General features: G+C 68.8%; 14 protein-coding genes and 1 pseudogene. 8 read left to right on the forward strand and 7 right to left on the reverse strand.

The features are described from left to right. Positions 1-296 precede the first annotated feature (296 nt). The 3 genes and pseudogenes from B1H19_RS35795 to B1H19_RS38995 form a co-directional block, all read left to right on the forward strand. Positions 297-1,379 (forward strand): sugar ABC transporter substrate-binding protein, encoded by a 1,083-nt coding sequence (locus B1H19_RS35795; protein ID WP_083109023.1) that lies wholly within the window; start codon positions 297-299, stop codon positions 1,377-1,379. A 110-nt stretch (positions 1,380-1,489) separates the two neighbouring features. Next, positions 1,490-2,278, forward strand: a complete 789-nt coding sequence (locus B1H19_RS35800) for an SDR family oxidoreductase (RefSeq protein ID WP_083109024.1) — start codon at positions 1,490-1,492, stop codon at positions 2,276-2,278. A gap of 102 nt (positions 2,279-2,380) precedes the next feature. After that, positions 2,381-2,551 (forward strand): annotated as a pseudogene (locus B1H19_RS38995) (DMT family transporter); the annotation flags it as partial. A gap of 115 nt (positions 2,552-2,666) precedes the next feature. Here B1H19_RS38995 and B1H19_RS35805 read toward each other — a convergent pair. Next, entirely contained in the window at positions 2,667-4,436 is a 1,770-nt protein-coding gene (locus B1H19_RS35805; protein ID WP_083109025.1) for a M4 family metallopeptidase, read from the reverse strand. Positions 4,437-4,812: 376 nt separating this feature from the next. Further along, the gene (locus B1H19_RS35810; protein WP_083109026.1) at positions 4,813-5,340 is read right to left on the reverse strand and encodes an Lrp/AsnC family transcriptional regulator; all 528 of its coding nucleotides are present in this window, start codon (positions 5,338-5,340) and stop codon (positions 4,813-4,815) included. Positions 5,341-5,557: 217 nt separating this feature from the next. Here B1H19_RS35810 and B1H19_RS35815 point away from each other — a divergent pair, with 217 nt between their 5' ends. From B1H19_RS35815 to B1H19_RS35825, 3 genes are all read left to right on the forward strand, one after another. Beyond that, positions 5,558-6,904, forward strand: a complete 1,347-nt coding sequence (locus B1H19_RS35815; RefSeq protein ID WP_083109027.1) for a DUF5685 family protein — start codon at positions 5,558-5,560, stop codon at positions 6,902-6,904. A gap of 784 nt (positions 6,905-7,688) precedes the next feature. Then, complete coding sequence (locus tag B1H19_RS35820; protein ID WP_159028223.1) at positions 7,689-9,152, forward strand: prenyltransferase/squalene oxidase repeat-containing protein; 1,464 nt, start codon at positions 7,689-7,691, stop codon at positions 9,150-9,152. Positions 9,153-9,229: 77 nt separating this feature from the next. Continuing rightward, positions 9,230-10,222, forward strand: a complete 993-nt coding sequence (locus B1H19_RS35825) for a terpene synthase family protein (RefSeq protein WP_159028224.1) — start codon at positions 9,230-9,232, stop codon at positions 10,220-10,222. Positions 10,223-10,280: 58 nt separating this feature from the next. Here the strand turns inward: B1H19_RS35825 and B1H19_RS35830 are convergent, their stop codons facing one another. The 5 genes from B1H19_RS35830 to B1H19_RS35850 all read right to left on the reverse strand — a co-directional run bounded on the left by B1H19_RS35830 (position 10,281) and on the right by B1H19_RS35850 (position 14,649). Next, the gene (locus B1H19_RS35830; RefSeq protein WP_237289708.1) at positions 10,281-11,666 is read right to left on the reverse strand and encodes a cytochrome P450; all 1,386 of its coding nucleotides are present in this window, start codon (positions 11,664-11,666) and stop codon (positions 10,281-10,283) included. Between the two features lie 77 nt (positions 11,667-11,743). Beyond that, positions 11,744-12,370, reverse strand: coding sequence for a GTP-binding protein (locus tag B1H19_RS35835; RefSeq protein ID WP_083109030.1), 627 nt, complete (start codon positions 12,368-12,370; stop codon positions 11,744-11,746). Then, positions 12,351-12,722: a DUF742 domain-containing protein gene (locus B1H19_RS35840; RefSeq protein ID WP_083109031.1), complete on the reverse strand. Its 372-nt coding sequence runs from the start codon at positions 12,720-12,722 to the stop codon at positions 12,351-12,353. Before B1H19_RS35840 ends, B1H19_RS35835 begins: the two co-directional genes overlap by 20 nt. Further along, the gene (locus B1H19_RS35845) at positions 12,719-13,096 is read right to left on the reverse strand and encodes a roadblock/LC7 domain-containing protein (RefSeq protein ID WP_083110081.1); all 378 of its coding nucleotides are present in this window, start codon (positions 13,094-13,096) and stop codon (positions 12,719-12,721) included. The genes B1H19_RS35840 and B1H19_RS35845 overlap by 4 nt, the downstream gene beginning before the upstream one ends. Positions 13,097-13,155: 59 nt before the next feature. Further along, a complete protein-coding gene (locus B1H19_RS35850; RefSeq protein WP_083109032.1) occupies positions 13,156-14,649 on the reverse strand; it encodes an ATP-binding protein in 1,494 nt (497 codons plus the stop codon). 721 nt (positions 14,650-15,370) lie between these two features. Between B1H19_RS35850 and B1H19_RS35855 the strand changes: the two genes are divergently transcribed. Both B1H19_RS35855 and B1H19_RS35860 read left to right on the forward strand, forming a co-directional pair. Further along, positions 15,371-16,882, forward strand: a complete 1,512-nt coding sequence (locus B1H19_RS35855; RefSeq protein WP_083109033.1) for an FUSC family protein — start codon at positions 15,371-15,373, stop codon at positions 16,880-16,882. 187 nt (positions 16,883-17,069) lie between these two features. Then, entirely contained in the window at positions 17,070-18,137 is a 1,068-nt protein-coding gene (locus tag B1H19_RS35860; RefSeq protein ID WP_083109034.1) for a lactonase family protein, read from the forward strand. The last annotated feature ends 4 nt before the right edge of the window (positions 18,138-18,141 follow it).

Genomic DNA, 18,141 nt, shown 5'->3' on the forward strand with positions numbered 1-18,141 from the left:
GGTATGGGTGCGGTGGGGGCGACACCTCTTCATCCATCGGACGCCCAGCACGCCGAGATCGCATCTTGGAACCGGGGCACCCCGACTCCGCCGGGGTGGACCGATTGAAGTCATTTGCCCGCGACCGGCGAATTATTCGCGATTGTCCAGTGTGTCGGTAACCCGACTTCGGATTCTCAACGCACGGCTCGCTTTCATATCGTTCCTGCTTCGTTTCTTGACGATCCGGGTGGTCGTGACGTTCACTTTCAGCCGTTCCGGGCCGGTCAGGGCGGCCCCTTGCGGAGGTACCCCAAATGAATGCAGCACTGCGTCGTATCATCACCGGCGCAATGGCAATCTCGCTTGCCGCGCCGTTGGCGGCCTGTGGAAACGGCAATGACGACACAGGCGCCCATCAGGAGTCCGTGGGGTTGCTCCTGCCGGAGAACAAGGCGGCGCGCTACGAGGCATTCGATCACCGGATCATCGAGAGCCGGATTTCGACGCTCTGTCTCCAGTGCACGGTGGAGTACCGCAACGCCGGCGCCCAAGTGGACGTCCAGAAGAGACAGTTCCAGGCGCTGGTGAAGAAGGGCGTCAAGGTCATCATTCTGGACCCGGTCGACGCGCAGGCCGCCAAGAGCTGGGTGGACGAGGCCGCGAAGAAGGGCGTCAAGGTCATCGCGTACGACCGGCTCGCCGAGGGCGATGTCGCGGCCTATGTGTCGTACGACAACGAAAAGATCGGCCAGCTCCAGGGGAAGGGAATCCTCGACGCCCTGGGTTCGCAGGCGGCGAACGCCGATGTCGTCATGCTGAACGGTTCGCCGACCGATCCGAATGCCCCTTCTTTCAAGAAGGGCGCGCATGACGTCCTCGACCACAAGGTCCATAAGATCGTCTATGAGACCGACGTTCCCGAGTGGTCCGCGGCGGAAGCCGAGAAGGATCTGAAGACGGTCATCAAGGACCGTGGTACGGCGGGTTTTGACGCCGTTTACTCGGCCAATGACGGCATGGCCGACGGCGCCGCGGCGGCACTGCAGTCGGCCGGTATGAAGGACATTCCCCTCGGTGGTCAGGACGCCGAACTCCCCGCGCTGCGGCGCCTGGTGAACGGCACGCAGTCGTTCACGATTTACAAGCAGGTCAGGCCGGAGGCCGAGACCGCCGCGGAGATCGCCTTCCGGCTTCTGCGGGGCAAGAGCATCGCGTCCTTCACTTCGACGACCGCCGACAGCAAGAGCAAGACCGGAATCCCGGCCAAGCTCTTCAAGGCGCAGATCGTCACCAAGGACGAACTGAAGGACACCGTGATCCGCGACGGCGTCGTCCCCGTCGACTGGCTCTGCACCAAGGACGTCGCCGCGGCGTGCAAGTCGCTCGGCCTGGACTGACCGGCCGCCCGGCACCCGCGCGGCCGGTTCTCCTCCCCCGGACGCGCCCCAAAGCGTATGACCCCATTCGGTCAGGTATGCCGCCCCGCCCCGGGCGGTATACGTACGCCATGATTCCCAACGAGTCCCACCCCGCCCCGGCCCCCGAGGGTGACGGCACACCGCTGGCGGGCAGCGTTGCGCTGGTGACCGGTGCGTCCAGCGGGATCGGCGAGGCGACCGTGCTGTCGCTCGCCCGGCTGGGGTGTTCCCTGGCACTGGTGGCGCGCCGTACCGACCGGCTGACGGAGCTGTGCGAGCTGCTCGGCTCGCAGGGGGGAGCGGTCCTGCCGCTCACCGCCGACCTCGCCGTCCCCGGGCGGGCGCGTCAGGTGGTCGAGGACGCGGTCCGCCATTTCGGCCGGCTGGACGTGGTGGTGAACAACGCCGGGTACGGAGCGCGCGCCCCGGTGGAGGAGAGCGACCCCGACGACTGGGACCGCATGGTCGATCTCAATCTCCGGGCCGTGCTGCATCTGTCCCGCGCCGCGCTGCCGCATCTGCTGCGCGCGGCGCAGGACGGCCCGCGCGGCGTCGCCGATCTGGTGACCGTCAGCTCGGTCGCCGGCCGGCTGGCCCGTAAGAACAACGGCGTCTATTCGGCCACCAAACATGCGGTGTGCTCGTTCAGCGATTCCCTGCGCCAGGAGGTGACCGAGCGGGGCGTACGGGTCGGACTGGTCGAGCCGGGGCTGACGACGACGGAGATGACGGTCGGCGGGGAGTCGGCGTTCGGGATGCCGCAGAAGAGCTGGCTGCGGGCGGAGGACATCGCCCGGTCCCTCACCTTCATGATCACTCAGCCGCCGCATGTGGCCATCAACGAGATCCTGGTGCGGCCGACCGCGCAGGCGCACTGAGTCCGCCCGCCATGTGGCCGGCCGTGCTGTGCGCGCTGCTCGCCGCGGGCAGCAATCCGCTGGCCACGGTGCTCCAGCGGCGCGCGGCGCGTACGCCAGGCCGCCTCTCAGCCCGTGCTGACCCTCGGGGACGCGCTGGTCAGCCTGTCCCTGGGCGTCACCCTCTTCGACGAGCGCGTCCGGACGGCCTGGTGGCTGGTGCCCGAAGCGCTGGGTGCGGCGCTGGTGCTCTGGGGCGCCGTACTGCTCTCGCGCGTCGCGCTGACCCGGTAGCTGGTCAGCGGACCGGGCGGGGATGCCGGCAGGGCGCGGCGGTGAGGGCGGCGGCGTCGCGGGTCCGCCGTGGTGCCCCCGCTCGGGCGGGCGCACCACGGCGGACGTGGCTGGATCAGCGCTGGGCGGCAGGCGCGTTGGCGGCCGTGACGTTCACGGCGGCCCAGGACTTGTCGACCGTCTTGTACTCGGTGCTCGTGGCCCCGTAGAGGTCCTTGGCGGCCTTGAGGGTGGCGGTCCGGGCGTCGTGGAAGTCGGTCGTGGAGACCATGTACCGGGTCAGCGCCCGGTAGTAGATCGCCTGCGCCTTCTTCCGGCCGATGCCGGTCACCGTGGAGCCGTCGAAGGTCGGGGAGTCGTAGTGGACGCCGCCGATGACCTTCTTGCCGCTGCCCTCGGCGAGCAGGTAGTAGGCGTGCGACGAGATGCCGGAACCGGCGTGCACCTCGGTGTCGTACGCCGCCGGCGACCAGTAGTCGACGGTGCCCTCCAGCTTGTCCAGCGACGGCTTGTCGAGCCGGCGCAGGAACTTCTGCTGGAGGCCGAGCTTCTCGCCCATCAGGTAATTGGGCGGGTTCTTCGGGTTGTTGGCGGAGAACTCGACCGAGCTGCCGAAGATGTCCGCCAGCGACTCGTTGAGCGCGCCCGGCTCGCCGTACTGGTTGCCCTCCTCGTCGACGCGGGTGGGCTGGAGGGCCGCGGTCGCGTCCACCACGCCGTGGGTCAGCTCGTGGCCGGTGACGTCCAGGACGACCAGCGGCTTGGTGAAGGTCTTGCCGTCACCGTCGCCGTAGAGCATGCAGCCGCAGTCCGACGACCAGAAGGCGTTGGCGACCTTGTTGCCGAAGTGGACCAGGGCGTGCGCGCCGCGGCCGTCGTTCTTGATGCCCTTGCGCCCGAAGGTCTTCTTGTAGAAGTCCAGGGTGCTGGTGATGCCGTACTGGGCATCGACGGCGGCGGTGGTGCGGTTGGCGGTGGTGCCGTTGCCCCAGCGGTTGGTGGCGGAGGTGAACGCCTTGCCCTGGGCGAACTTCCCCAGCTCCTTGCCGCCCGCGTCGCGGGTTTCGGTGTTGCCGCGGGTGGAGTCCTTGAGCGTGAAGGACTTCCCGGTCTTGGTGGTGGACAGCGGCACGGTGCCGACGAAGAGGGAGGCGCCGGTGCCGTTGGCCGCCGTGGCCCCGCTCTTGGTGGTCGGGGCGGCGGCTGCCGTCCCGGTGACCGGGCTGAGCCGCTCGCCCCGCTTGCGGAGCTTCTTCTGCACGGCGGGCGACAGGAACGAGTCGTTCGCCGAGATGTTGCTGAGCACCGAACCGGTGGCGGCGTCGACGACGACGGTCCGCTCGCCCCCGGCCTCGTCGGCGCGGCTGTCGGTGACCTGCACCTGGTAGGCCAGGGCCGGACGGTTCGCGCGGGCGTCGACGACGAGTTCGGGGTCGCCGGCCTGGCCCTGCGCGGCGTCGGCCGCCTTCGCCGCGGCCTGCCCGGCCGACAGCTTCGGGCTGGTGGAGGTGACCTCGACCTGGCGGTGGGAGGAGCGGGTGACGTCCTGGTAGGCCGACTTCGCGTCCAGATGGATGACGAGGTCGCCGCCGAGCACCGGCAGCCCGCGGTGGGTGCGGACGAAGCGGACGTGCTGGGTGCCGTCCGGGTCGACCATCACGTCGGTGGCTTCGAGCTTGTCCTTCTTGCCGACGCCGGTGGCCGAGGCGTGGGCGTACGCGGCGGCGCGGGCCGCGGCGACGGTCGAGGAGTGGGAGGGGGAGGAGGCGGGAGCGGGATCCCGGGTGACGGAAGCGGCGGCGGTACCTGCCACGCCTGCCGTGACGCCTGCGGCCGCTGTGGCCGCGACGGCTATCGCCAGTCTGCGTATGTGGGGTCTACGCACTATATGGGTCCTTTGTGCACAGGGGGGCGGCCGGATCACCAACCGCCCATAGGCACGGCGCTGTTGGGCGCCGTGGGGGACGGGAGGCCCCGCGCACACCCTGCGCGACCTGGCATGGGCATGTAAAGCCAGAAGTTTGCTTTTCGACCGGGTTCTATCGAAATTTGATAATTGATCAGCCTTAGGTAGTCGCGGCGTGACCAAATGTGTTCCCGGTTCTGGGGGGACAGACCGGATCTACGGGCGGTGGGTTGCTCCGCCCGTTTGAGACCTGCGTCTCATCAAGGGGACTTTCACCAAGAGGGCTTTCACCATGAGGTCTTCGGGCGGGCGCGGTTCTCCGCCGCCGCTGCCGCCGTCCCGCGCACCGCGCGGCTCAACGGGCCTTCCCCGCGCCCGATCCTGCGCTTGCTCCCGAGCTCGTTCCCGCGCTCGTGTCCGTCCCGCCGACCGTCTCGACCAACGGCAGCATCCGGTGCGCCACCCGCTCCCGCAGCGCCATCTCCGTACGGGTACGGACCACGCCCGGCAGGCTGATCAGCCGCTGGATCACATCCTCCAGATGTGCCGCGTCCCGGGCCACCACCCGGGTCAGCAGATCCCCGCCCCCGGTCGTCGAGAACGCCTCGATGATCTGCGGCACCTCCGCCAGCGCGTCGGCCACCTCCTCCAGATGCCCCTGCGTCACCTCGATGTGCACAAAGGCGAGCAGCGGGTGGCCCAGCGCCGCGGCCGACAACCGGGGGCCGTACGCCGTGATCACACCGTCCCGCTCCAGCCGGTCGATCCGCGCCTGTACCGTGCCGCGGGCCACCCCGAGCACCCGGGCGTACTCCCGCACGCTGGTGCGCGGCTGGTCCAGCAGCAGCCGGAGGATCTTGGCGTCCAGGGCGTCGACGGGCATGGCCGGACGGTTTCCTTACGGTCGGCGGACGGCGGCTCCCGGGACTGTACCAACGGCCCGCCAAGTGGCCATCTGCCGACATGTCCGTCGTGTCAGATCTGCGCCAAGGGGCGTGTGTCCAGGTCAGTGGCGCGCCGGGTAGATTTTCCGGCGCCGCCGGCTCATCCGCGGCCGTTGCCGGTATCCATGCCGACGTCGTCTCACGGGGGTTCACCAGATGTTCGGAATCGTCAGGCCCTGCTCGCATCGCCTCTCCGAGGGGCTCAAGGCGGAGTGGATGGCCCATCTGTGCGGGCTCTGCCTCGCGCTGCGGGCGGATCACGGGCAGTTCGCCCGGGTCGTCACGAACTACGACGGACTGATCGTTTCCGTGCTGACGGACGCTCAGACCGGCAAGGCCGAGGCCGCGCGCCGTACCGCCGGGCCCTGTCCGCTGCGCGGTATGCGCACCGCTTCCGTGGCGAAGGGGGAGGGCGCCCGGCTGGCCGCCTCGGTCTCCCTCGTCCTGGCCTCGGCGAAGATCCGCGACCATGTCGCCGACCGCAACGGGCTGCTGCGCCGCCGCCCGGTGGCCGCCGCCGCGCGCAAGGTCGCCGCGGGCTGGGACAGGGCCGGCGCGCGCACCGGGGCCACGCTCGGCTTCGACACCGCCGTCCTGGTGGATGCCGTCGACCGCCAGGTGGGCATCGAGGACCTCGCCGGGCCCGGCACCCCGCTCACGGTCATCACCGAACCGACCGAGACCGCCACCGCCGCCGCCTTCGCCCACACCGCCGTGCTCGCGGGCCGACCGGGCAACACCGCACCGCTGGCCGAGGCGGGCCGGCTCTTCGGGCGGCTGGCCCACCTTCTCGACGCCGTGGAGGACCGGGCCTCCGACGCCGCCGAGGGCGCCTGGAACCCGCTCACCGCCACCGGCGCCACCACCGAGGAGGCCCGCCGACTCTGCGACGACGCCGTGCACGGCATCCGCCTCGCGCTGCGCGAGGCGGAGTTCGCCGACCCCAAGCTGGTGCACGTCCTGCTGGTCCACGAACTGCGACGGTCCGTGGACCGCGCCTTCGGCACGACCACCTGCGCCCACCAGGGACACGGGGCGCCGGAATACGGCCAGCCGGGATACGGCCAGCCGAGCGGCGGCCAGCCCCCTTACGGCCAGCCCTCGCAGTACGGCCGGCCGGCCGGCCCCTACGTCCAGGGGCAGCAGCTGAACGGCCCGCAGCTGAACGGCCCGCAGAACCCGTACGCCGGGGGCCCGGTGCCGCCCGGCGGACCCGGTGGCGGCCACGGCGGCTTCGGCGGCGGCGAGGGCGGCGCACCACACTTCCCGCACCCGCCGAAGCAGCCCCGCGGCTTCCTCGCCGGCTGCGCGGTCGCCATCGGACTGTGCTGCACCTGCCAGGTCTGCTGCACGGACTACGAGGGCCCGTGGTCACGCAAGAAGCGCGACGCGTGGATCGATTGCTGCGACTGCTGTGACGGATGTGACTGCTGCGATTGCTGTAACGGTTGTGATGGTGGCTCCTGCGATTGCTGTGACTGCTGCAGCTGCTGCGACTGCTGACGGCGGCAGGGCCTCGAATGCCGGCGGTCGGCGGTCCGTTGATCGACCCGTCGAGGGCGCTGCGGACTTCCACGACGCCTTTGATGTTCGGGTTGCGGGCGGCTCCGAGTCCCGTGGGACCGCCCCTGTCCCTCTGGACACCGGGATGCACATCAGGCAGGCAAGGGGACGCGACGTAAGGAGGTGATGCCTCACAGGTCCCCTGTACACCCGGGCCACGTTGCGGTAATTCTTGTTCCGATGAACGAAGTGGCTGGAACCTGCAGCTGATACACACGGGCAAATCCGTCAGATGCTCACCACGTCCCTGAGGAGCACTTCCGTGTCATCACTTGCAACTTCACCGCACATGCCGGGCGTACCACCTCGTGACCAGCACCGTCCGCCTCCTTCCTGTGAGGCCCCTCGCGGTCTTTGAGGATCACCGGGGTTCAGGTCCAGCTGGTTCCCGCTATCAGCCGACCGTTTCCCGGCTCTCCCGCAAGCGCTTGTTTCAGCGCACACGCTGGCCACTCCCCAAGAGCGGAACTGGGGCGACGGCGTTTTCGACAGCCACACGGTGATCGCTGTCCCATGTGTCTCGTCCCAGGTGCCGATGGGCCATTGACGGTCGCGCGCGTCTCACCCAACTGACAGTTTCTCCTGCTGAACAGAACGTGAGGGTAGGAGCGGTGGCCGAGTTCGGCCTCGGCGCCGACCTCTTCATCTCCCTGACAAGAGTCCGCGGGATGAGATGCCAGAGCCACCGACCTGGACGGACCCAGTGGAAGCCGGTGTTGATGCCATGAGTACCTATGCCCCGTACAACCTCATCAGCGCGGCGGCCAATCGCACCCGTGACTACCTCACCGCTCGCATTGAGCCCGACGGCGCGTTCCGAGACATATGTGACAGCCGTGTCCTGGAATCTGCCCTCTACCTCCGGCTCCTGCGTATGCGGAAGACGCATGAGCGCGCTCAACGAGAACTTGCCGCCTACTTGTACCGGATCCGCCCTACTACTCCGCTGGATCGCATTGCACGTGACTCGGCGTTCCACCGAGTGCCGGTCGACACCGCGCAAGAGCTTCTCGATGCCTTCCACCATCCTGCGGGTTCTCGAAAGCGGCGGGTTTTGGCAGCGATCCTCGTAGCACTGGGTGCTCCACCCCGCACTGTTTCCGACGCGCCACCACATCCCCGGAAACAAGCCGCCTGGACCTCCTTGGCCTTGTGCGCAGCAGACATTCTCACAACCCGTAGTCCCCGGAGGTCGTCGGCCAGGGGCATCCGCCGCCGGCTGCGAACCGCCCGCGCCGGCGAAGTCTGGCAAGGCAATGCCCTGGCCCACCTCCTGGCCCTTCATGCACTGCATACCGTTGACCCATTGGATGCTGTGACGGGCACCGGAGTCGAGGCACTGGAGAGGATCCGAAATCACGACGGGGGGATGCCCTTCATCTCCGGACAAGAAGTGTTCGTCACCGCACTCGCGGTCAGCGCACTGATGTGCTCGGGCTACGACCGCACGCGACTCGCTCGTTGCGGCGACTTTCTTGCCGACTGTCAACTCGCCGACGGGGGGTGGGGATACACCGCTGCCACGACGCAAAGCGATGTGGATGACACCGCTCGCTGCATGGAGGCTCTCCACGCCCTGGCCCCGGACCGTTACCGAGATGCGCTGAACCGCGGTAGGCGGTATCTGCGGGGCATGGCCAGCCCGTCCGGCGGATTCCCGACCTATGTGTCCCATCACGAGCTCGAAGCCGACATGACCGCCGGAGCCATCATCGCCCTCGCCCCGCTCAGCCTCCCGGCAACCCTGCGCTCCGCCGCCGAATGGCTGGTTGGCCAGCAATGCCAGGACGGGACCTTCCCTGCAACATGGACCATCGGGCGAAACAGCGTCTCCGAGCGCGTCCTTCATGCCCTCTCCCTGACCGGTCACGGCGCATACGCCGACTGCGCCGGTCGGACCATCCGAGCGTTGGAGATGAGTCAGAACCCCGACGGCGGCTGGGGCCAGTTTCTGGGGGACAGCAGCGACATCCTGTCCACGGCTCATGCGGTGTGCGCCGTTGCGCATTACGTCCGCCCGCCGAAGACGGCTCTCGACTACTTGCTCGACCAACAGCGGCATGACGGAAGTTATGTGTCACCCGCAGACCAAGTGGGGCCGCGTCCTATTCCCTTCAACTATCCGGCGCTGTCCAGCATTCATGCCTTACGCGCACTCAGCACAGCCCCTTCCGTTCGATCCAGCTAGGCCAAGTCCGACGTCGCCGTGCCCCATTCCCGCGGTACGGCTACCAAGTGCCTCACGAGAGAAGAGGGCATACCTGCATGTCCATGAGCCCTGGTGACGTACACGGCCTGAAGATGCCGATCCCGCTGCATGATCCGAATCCTCATCGGAACGGTGCAGATGCAGCCATGTGGGAGTGGATCGACAAGCATCAACTCTGCTCGGGTGCCGCCGAGCGGCAGCGCATGCGGGCTGCCGAGAGCGTACTGTGCATGGCTCTTTACCACCCCACGGCCGATGCCTTTCGCTTCGAGGGACTGTGCCGCTGGCTCGGCTGGTCCTTCCTCATCGACGACGTGATCGACAACCCGCCAGTGAGCACAGATCCCCGCGCGGCGGCAGAGGTGCTCCAACCTCTGATGGCCGTGCTGGACGGGCAGAAGGCAACGACCACGCTGGCCCGTGGTCTCGCCGACATGTGGGCTCACGTGACAGAAGGCCGGTCGCCCGGCTGGCTGGCCGAGTTCACCAATGCCACTCGGCGTTGGCTGTGGGCACCGTACGCCCACGCCGCCTACGTCGCCAGCGGCCAACACCCCACCTTTGCCGACTACCGCGCATCCATGCACAGCGACGTCGGAGGAAACCTCATCCCGATGGCTTTGTGCGAGTACGCGGCCGGCCTGGACCTCCCTGCCCCAGTGCGTAACCTGCCTGCCTGGATTGTCATGCGGCGTGCGGCATCCGATCACATGGGTCTGGTCAACGATGTCTATTCGACTCACATCGAAGACCCCCGAACCTGGTACTTCAACATGGCCTTTGTATTGGCTCGCCAATACGGCATCGACATGGCGGAGGCTGTTCAACACACCGTGACGATGGCCAACGATTGCGTGGACACCTACCTCCGGGCCAGGCGTGACGTGGAAGCGCAGCTCGTAGGCAAGGTGAGCGAGGCGACACGTGCTGCGGCGATTGCCATCGCGGATGCCTACGGAGACGCGATGCGGGGAAATTACGACTATCACCTGCGAGCCGAGCGCTATGCCGACAAGCCGGCCGGTTACCGGCAGGGATGCTTCGGATGAAGCGTCAAGGGACATGCGCCGAGGCACTGACGCTGTGCGTCAGTGCCTCGACCTACGGTTATCGTCCTCGCAGCCACCTCTTCAACGAGCCCCACAAAGACAAGAGCCGGCCCGGCGCGACGGCTGCCGAGGCCGGCGCAGAAGTCTCATCTGTGCCGTTCGGACCTCGATCGACGGAGGCTGGGAGGGGGTAATCGCTCTGTTCCTCGTCCGCTGTGCTGGAAGACACCGCGGGACCCTCAGGGTGGCTTGGCGTGAACTTCACGGGAAGTGCCGTCAGATGGCGGGCGATCCAATGGGACACCCACTTCAGGTCGCTCTCGGGAACCGCCAGATCGATATCGGGCAACCGCAACAGCAGGACGTCGATTCCCGTGTCGACGATGGCCCGACCGATGTCCTGTCCGGGGCACTCGTGCGGACCGCCGCCGAAGGCGAGGTGGGAGCGGTTGCCGTGCATGGGTACCGAGAGATCGGGCCGGATGACGGGATCGGCGTTTCCGGAGGTCAGACCGAGGAGGAGCATGTCCCCGGCCTTGATGGACTGACCGGCGAGTTCCGTGTCGTCGGTGGCCCACCTGGCGGGCAACACCGCGGTCGGCGGCTCGTCCCACAGCATTTGTTCCAGTGCGTCGGGCAGGGTCATGCTGCCACCCGTGAGTGATGCACGGAAACGGGGATCGGTGAGCACCATGCGCAAGGTATTCGCCGTCAAATTGGTGGTGTTCTCGTTCGCTGCGATAGCGACGAGCCGAAGATGCTGCAGGACTTCCTCGTCCGTGAGGTTGGCTGAGTGAGCCATCAGCCACGAGGTGAAATCGTGGCCGGGGGCTGCTCGTTTGTCGGCAACGAGCTGCTCCAGAGCCTCCACGAGGTACTCGTTGCTCTTGAAAGCGGTCTCCGTGCCCTTGAGCAGGTCTCGGGTGGCCTCGACCAACCTCGGGCCGGACTCTTCGGGCATTCCGAGGAGCTGCGTCGCCACGCGCAAGGGCAGTTGCTCCGCGAACTGGCTGACGAGGTCAGCGTGTCCATCACCGGCGAAGTCATCGATCAGCTGATTGGCGGCTCGGGTGACGCAGCGGCGGATCCCTCGGCGGTCGAATCGCGCCATGCTGTCGGTGAGCGCGGTGCGCAGCCTCTCATGCTCTTTGCCGTCCATGAAGAGGCAGAGGGGCTGCCAGGCGATGGCCGGCAGCAGCGATGAGTCCGCTGCGACCTTGTTTTCCTTGAAGCAATGCCAATTGCGCGAGTCGTGGCTGAAGCGGGAGGGCGTACGCAGCACTTCGAGACTCTCCCGATAGCCGAGGACCAGCCAGGCCGGCAGGTCACCGTCCACCAGGACGGGCGCCACGGGCCCGTGCTCGGCGCGCAGTCGTTCGTAGAAGCCAGGTGCATCGTTGACCGCCTCGGGCCCGAAGAGCCGCGCCAGTCCGTCGGTGTCCACGTATCGGGCATGAGCGGGACATTCCGGAGGCGGGCCAGATGCGGAAGTGGTGCTGGGCTGGTTCGTGGAAGACGAAGTCACCGGGGCTGCTCCGGGGTTGTGGTGGTGAGGGTGTACAGATAGCGCATGAGGGTCAGCAGGGCGTCGCGGCTGGAGGCGCGGTTGCGGGCGTCGCAGTCGACCATGGGTACGTCGTCGGGGAGATCCATGGCCGCGCGGAGTTCTGACATGGGGTACGAAGGGGCGTCCGGGAAGGCGTTGATGGCGACGACGAAAGGGAGGCCGCGTTCCTCGAGTCGGCCGATCACATCGAAGCTGTCGTCCAGGCGGCGGGAGTCGATGAGGACCACCGCCCCCAGCGCGCCTTCGAAGAGGCCGTTCCACAGGAACCAGAAGCGCTGCTGGCCCGGGGTGCCGAAGAGGTACAGCACCAGTTCGTCGCTGAGACTGATGCGGCCGAAGTCCATCGCCACGGTGGTCTCGGTCTTGCGCTCGACTCCGGCGACGTCGTCCACCCCGACGCCGGCCTGCGTCATGGTCTCCTCGGTGGTCAGCGGACGGATCTCGCTGACCGATCCGACCAGGGTGGTCTTGCCCACCCCGAAGCCACCGACGATCACTACCTTGACCGCGGTGGAGACCGAGGCCGGCAGATAGTCCTCGCTCCGTGGACCGACGACGGGCTCAGAGATTTTGCAGTCCATGCATCACCGCCTCCAAAAGTTCGACATCGGGCAACGACGCGGCAGGAATCGGTGCCCGGGCTTCGACATGGCCGCCCTCCAGCAGATCCGCGAGCAGTACCGTGACCAGGCTGACCGGCAGGTGGAGGTATGCGGAGATCTCGGCGATCGACAGCGGGTAGTCACATATCCGGAGAATGCCGGCCTGTTCGGGCGGCATCCGCGAGCCGGGCCCGTTCCGTGTCACGATCAGCGTGACCATGTCCAGGGGAGCTGGATCAGAGGGCACGCTCCGCCCGGACGTCAGGATGTAGAGGCGCTCGGGGCCGCCTTCTTCCCAACTCCGGCGGATGTCCTGTTCCGGGTCGCTCATGGGGCCTGCCGGTCGGCCCGCGGCGGGCTGGTGAGGTGCTGACCGATCCGGGCGACCAGGTCCCGCATCCCCTGTCCCATGAGCCCGGCGTCCACGTCGCCGTCGGCCAGCACCGCCAGATACGCCCCGGCGCCAGCCGCCATCAAGTAGAAGAAGCCGCCGTTGACCTCGATGACGACGAGCTTCATCCGCCCGTCGCCGTGCGGAAATTCCGTGGCGATGGCCGCCGACAGGCTCTGCAGTCCGGCACAGGCGGCGGCGAGGCGATCCGCGGTGTCCTCGTCCGTACCGTACTGAGCCATACACAAACCGTCCGAGGACAGCACCACGACGTCACGGGTGTGCGGAACGCTGGACGCCAGACCCTCAAGCATCCAGTCGATGTTGAGCCGCTGCTGTGTCACCACTTACTTACTCATCCTTACCTAATGACTCAGTAATGCTCGGACTCTTTGTCGCTCAGGCCGGCGGGACGCTGTTCCGGCGACTCGGCTCGGGACTCGCCGGAGACGCCCTCCTGGAAGGCGGCCAGCCACATCCCGGCCTGTGGGGGTGGAGCGGCTGAGACCGAGGTGGTGGATTCAGTGGTGGTGGCTGCGGGCTTCTGCCGCATGGGCGGAAGCACGGCGCGGGTACGGCGCCTGCGTTGCGGGAGCCCGTTGGCGGTGCGCGAAGGGGCGACGGACACCGGCTCCTGCGCCGCGGCTTCCGGTCGCAGCGGCCCGCCGCGGCGCCTGGGCGGCGGCAGGGTGGCGGCCTTGGCCATGGCTCCGCCGGGCACCGGAGTCGCGGTGATCATTTCCGGCGGGACGATCAGGACGACGCGTACACCGCCGTACGCGGAGGCCCGGAAGGAGACCTGGAACTTGTTCGTACGGGCCAGCCGACCGACCACGGCGAGGCCGAGTCGGGGTGACTCACCCAGGTCGTCGAGGTCGATTCCGGTGGGGGAACCCTCCCTCAGCGCCTGCTCGGCGCGGATGCGGGCTTCATCGGTCAGGCCGATCCCGGCGTCCTCCATCTCGATCGCCACACCGGCCTGAATCTCGGTGGCGGTCAGATGGACCCGTGTCTGGGGCGGCGAATACCGGGTGGCGTTGTCCAGCAGCTCGGCCAGGGCGTGGATCAGCGGCTCGACGCCGCGTCCGAGGATGCCCACCTCGGCCACGGAGTGCAGATCGACGCGCTGGTAGTCGGTGATCCGGGACATGGCGCCGCGGAGCACATTGAACAGCGGGATGGTCTGCTGCCACTGGCGCCCCGGCCGGGCCCCGCCGAGTACGGCGATGCTGTCCGCCAGCCGGCCGACCAGTGCGGTCCGGTGGTCGACGCGCAGCAAGTCGCCGAAGACGTCCGGGTCCTGACCGTGTTTGTCCTCCAGTTCCCGTAGTTCCTGGGCCTGTTGGTGGACGATGGCCTGGACACGCCGAGCGATGTTGACGAAGGCGCGCTGGGCGGAGTCGCGAAGGCCCTCCTCGGCCTCGACGGCTTCCAGGACGGAGCGCAGTACCGCCTTGTGCGCGGCTTCGAACTCGGGGCTGACGCGGGACACTTGGCCGACGGTGTGCAGCACTTCTTCGGTCGTGCTGCCCGACTGCAGCTGGGCGATGGCCGCGGGCAGCGTCTTCTTGGCCATCCGCACCGTTTCGGCTTCCTGCACGGACAGATGCCGGTGCAGGACCGCCTCCCTGTCGGCGTACTCGCGGCGCAGTTCGTCGAGCGCGCGTCCCCGGCAGGCTGCCTGCCAGGCCGCGACGGCCACAGCGGCCGTCGCGACGACGCCTATCCAGACGACCAGGGAACGGGCCGTCGAAGGCGACAGCGACACGGCCACGGCCGTACACGCCGCCAGCAGTACGGGCGGCAACAGCCATATTGGGGTGGAGGCAGGCCCCGACCCTCCGGGTGACGAACCAGCACGAACCATCGGCATCCTCAAAGCACTAAGGAGATGGATAGGGCGACATACATGGCGTATATGGGCACCAGGGGAAGGCCGCCGGAACGAGAGCGACGACCGTGGAGTCACGTTCACCAATTGCTTGGCCGCAGTGCATTCCAGGCGGCGTTCCGCACACATGGGCTGGGTCCCAGGACGCCCGAGTCCTCATGCGGTCGGCGGCATCGCGACAGCCAGTGGCGACGTGTGGTAATCGCCCCAACTCGCTGCGCGACAGAGAGCATAGCGAGGTCGGAGTGGCTCTGCGGCCTGAATGCATATAACACATGAATGTACTCATGTGCGAAATTGAGAAGAATCGTTTTGCCGTAGGTGTTCGGTGGAATTCGAAATAGGGCGGGCTCATGCGGTTAATGCTGCTAATGCCGCCAATGCCGTCAGAGGGGTCGGAGGCTTTCCGGTATTCGATGGCGTGGGGTATGGGTGGCCTCCGGCGACTGTCCGGCGACTGTCCGGCGGCGCAGGGCTGCGGATGCCGCCTTGTGGCTGCCGCGTCGGCGAGTGGTCCATTGGTCCTTCGGTGGCAGCCTCGGATCGTCCGCGACTGGACCATTGGCTCAGTGTTTCCGGCCTCTGTTGAGCCGTCGGCCGTCCAGGTGCTGAGATGGAGGCGTCGATGGCGCTGCGGGTCTCCGCGGCGCCTTTTTCATGTCGCGGTGCACCTGTGTGCGGGAAGGGGCGGGGCAACTTGCTGAAGAGGGCGTTCGTGGCGCCGGATCCGGGGCGTATGCGACTGCGGTTCGCTATGCGAGCCGTGGTCGGGGTCGGGCTTGCCGTGGCGTTGTGCGGGGCGGCCGGGCATTCGCTCGTCGCCGCGATCACCGGTGGTCTGGCCGCGTTGCTCGCCCTGTTCACGGTGGCCGATCCGACGGTGCGCGGGCAGGCCGTGACGACCTTGCTGCTGCCGGTCGTCGGCCTTCCGGTGCTCGCGCTCGCGGCCCTGCTGCACGATGTGCCGGTGGCGCGTGACCTGGCGTTCCTCGCCGTCGTGGGGGCGGGGGTGTACGCGCGGCGGTGGGGCCCGCGCGGGCACTCGCTCGGCGTGTTCGCCTTCATGACCTTTTTCGCGGCCCAGTTCCTGCACACCGTTCCCCGTCAGCTCCCCGAGTTGTACGCCGCGGTGCTGCTCTCGCTCGTGACGTCGTCGGTGGTGCGGTTCGGGGCGTGGTGTTACGAGCGGCGGTTGCCGGCGCCCGCCGCGGTGGTCGCGCCGACCGGGGGGAGGGGGCTCGCGCGCATCACGACGCGGCAGGCCGTGCAGGCGACCGTGGGGGCCGCCTTCGCCCTCGCCATGGGGCAGGTGCTGTCCGACCAGCGGTGGTACTGGGCCGTGGGTGCCGCGTGGTGGGTGTTCGTGAACACCACCTCCCGGGGCGAGACGCTCATCCGTGGGTTCCGGCGGTTCCTGGGAACCGTGCTCGGGGTGGTGCTCGGCTTCGCCATCGCCGTGCCCCTGCACGATGAGCCGGTCGCGGCCGCCGTGATCGTCGCCCTCTGCGTCTTCGGGATCTTCTACACCGCCGCCGTGTCCTACACCTGGATGATGCTGGCCGTGACGGTGATGGCGAGCATGCTGTACGGGCTGCTCGGCGTGCTCGATCCGGCGCTGCTCGCCCTGCGGGTGAGCGAGACGGCTGTCGGCGCCCTGGGTGCGGTGCTCGCGGTGCTCCTCGTGCTGCCGGTGACCACGCACTCCGTCACCGACGAGTGGGTCGAGCGGGCCGTGCGGTGCGTGCACGCCTGCACCGCGGAGTCCGCCGCCCGACTCGCGGGAGATGCGGCTGCCGATCCGGCGCCGCGTGTCGCCGAACTGGAGGCGATCCTCGGTCGCGTACGCCTCTCACTGGTCCCGCTGGTGCATCCGCTCAGCCCCCTGCGGGCGCGCAAGCGGCGGGCCCGGCAGGTGCTCGCGCTTCTGGACGACTCCGCGCGCGAGGTGCGCGGGCTCGCGTCCGTGGCCGCCGACCCGGATGCCTCGCACGACGCCCGCCTCGTCGCGGCGTGCTGGCGCGTCGAAGCGGCCGTCGAGGCCCTCACCGACGCCCCGATGGACGGGCGCCGCCGCCCGGCCGATGCCGACACGGCGGTGCACACCGCCGAGGGCGGACCCGTACTGGCCCATCTGCACGCGGTGGAGCAGGCCCTGCTCGCCCTCGCGATCCCTCTGGGCCGGTCCGACCGCACACCGATGGGCGCCTGAGCTTTCGGATCCAGTGGTGCGGGGCCCCGCGCGGCGCCGACCCCGTCGCGCCGCACCCGTCCAGGGGCCACGCCCGAGCCCCGGCGGATATCGGCCATCTGCCGGGCTGGCCCGCCCGCGCCTGTTAGCGTCGCCCCTGCCTCCAACGGGCAGGCGCAGCGCGGCAGGCGGACGAAGGGCGGGACCCATGGGGACGACGGACAGCGGCCGGTACGCCTACATCGGCTCCTTCACGACGGCGGGCGGCCTCGGGATCACCACGGCGGCCGTGGACCCGGACACCGGCGCGCTCACCCCGCGGCACTCCACCGACGCCGTGCCCAACCCCTCCTACCTGGCGCCGAGCCCCGACGGACGGTTCCTCTACGCGGTCAGCGAGCTGCCCGACGGCGCCGCGGCGGCCTTCGCCCTCACCCCGCACGGCCCCGCACCGCACGGCCCCGCCGTACCGGTGGGCGGCGCCGACCCCACCCACCTCACCCTGGCCGACGGCCGTCTGATCACCGCCAACTACAGCTCCGGAAGCGTCAGTTCCCTCCCCGTACGGGCCGACGGCACCCTGGACGGACCTGCCACCGTGCTGTCCCACCAGGGCAGCGGCCCCCACGCCGACCGCCAGGAAGGCCCGCATGCGCACGCCGTTCAGCCCGACCCCAGCGGCCGCTGGCTGCTCAGCGTGGACCTCGGCACCGACTCCGTACGGGTGTGTGCCCTCACCGGAGCCCACGCCGACCACGCCGACGCCGCCGGGACGCTGACCGTGCGGGACGAGGTGGCGCTGCGCCCCGGCAGCGGACCGCGCCATCTCGCCTTCCACCCCCGGGGCGACCGCGCCTACGTCATCAACGAACTCGACCCGACGATCACCCTCTGCCGCTGGGACGCCGACCGCGGCGCCCTGACGCCGCTGGGGGAGACCCCGCTGCTCCCGGAGGGGACCGCCCCGGGCTCCGCCCCGTCCGCACTGGTCGTCTCCCCGGACGGCCGCTTCGCCTGGGCCGCCAACCGCGGCCACGACAGCATCTCGGTGCTGGCCCTCGACCTGTCCGGGGACACCGCCGTCCTCCGTACGACCGTCCCCTGCGGCGGCCACTGGCCCCGCGATGTGGCGCTGCACCCCGGTGGCCGGCACCTCTACGCCGCCAACGAGCGCTCCGGCGACGTCACATGGTTCACCCTCGACCCGGAGACGGGCATCCCCGCCCGGTCGGGATCGGTGGCCGCCCCGGCGGCCTCCTGCGTCGTCTTCGTCTGACGTG

This window comes from Streptomyces gilvosporeus (assembly GCF_002082195.1).
In the GTDB taxonomy this organism is placed as follows: domain Bacteria; phylum Actinomycetota; class Actinomycetes; order Streptomycetales; family Streptomycetaceae; genus Streptomyces; species Streptomyces gilvosporeus.

Coding starts and splice junctions, on each gene's coding strand:
- B1H19_RS35815 (WP_083109027.1), top strand. CDS start 5,558: ATGTTCGGAATCGTCAGGCCCTGCTCGCATCGCCTCTCCGAGGGGCTC.
- B1H19_RS35860 (WP_083109034.1), top strand. CDS start 17,070: ATGGGGACGACGGACAGCGGCCGGTACGCCTACATCGGCTCCTTCACG.
- B1H19_RS35795 (WP_083109023.1), top strand. CDS start 297: ATGAATGCAGCACTGCGTCGTATCATCACCGGCGCAATGGCAATCTCG.
- B1H19_RS35820 (WP_159028223.1), top strand. CDS start 7,689: ATGAGTACCTATGCCCCGTACAACCTCATCAGCGCGGCGGCCAATCGC.
- B1H19_RS35845 (WP_083110081.1), bottom strand. CDS start 13,096: ATGCTTGAGGGTCTGGCGTCCAGCGTTCCGCACACCCGTGACGTCGTG.
- B1H19_RS35825 (WP_159028224.1), top strand. CDS start 9,230: ATGTCCATGAGCCCTGGTGACGTACACGGCCTGAAGATGCCGATCCCG.
- B1H19_RS35840 (WP_083109031.1), bottom strand. CDS start 12,722: ATGAGCGACCCGGAACAGGACATCCGCCGGAGTTGGGAAGAAGGCGGC.
- B1H19_RS35810 (WP_083109026.1), bottom strand. CDS start 5,340: ATGCCCGTCGACGCCCTGGACGCCAAGATCCTCCGGCTGCTGCTGGAC.
- B1H19_RS35850 (WP_083109032.1), bottom strand. CDS start 14,649: ATGGTTCGTGCTGGTTCGTCACCCGGAGGGTCGGGGCCTGCCTCCACC.
- B1H19_RS35800 (WP_083109024.1), top strand. CDS start 1,490: ATGATTCCCAACGAGTCCCACCCCGCCCCGGCCCCCGAGGGTGACGGC.
- B1H19_RS35835 (WP_083109030.1), bottom strand. CDS start 12,370: ATGGACTGCAAAATCTCTGAGCCCGTCGTCGGTCCACGGAGCGAGGAC.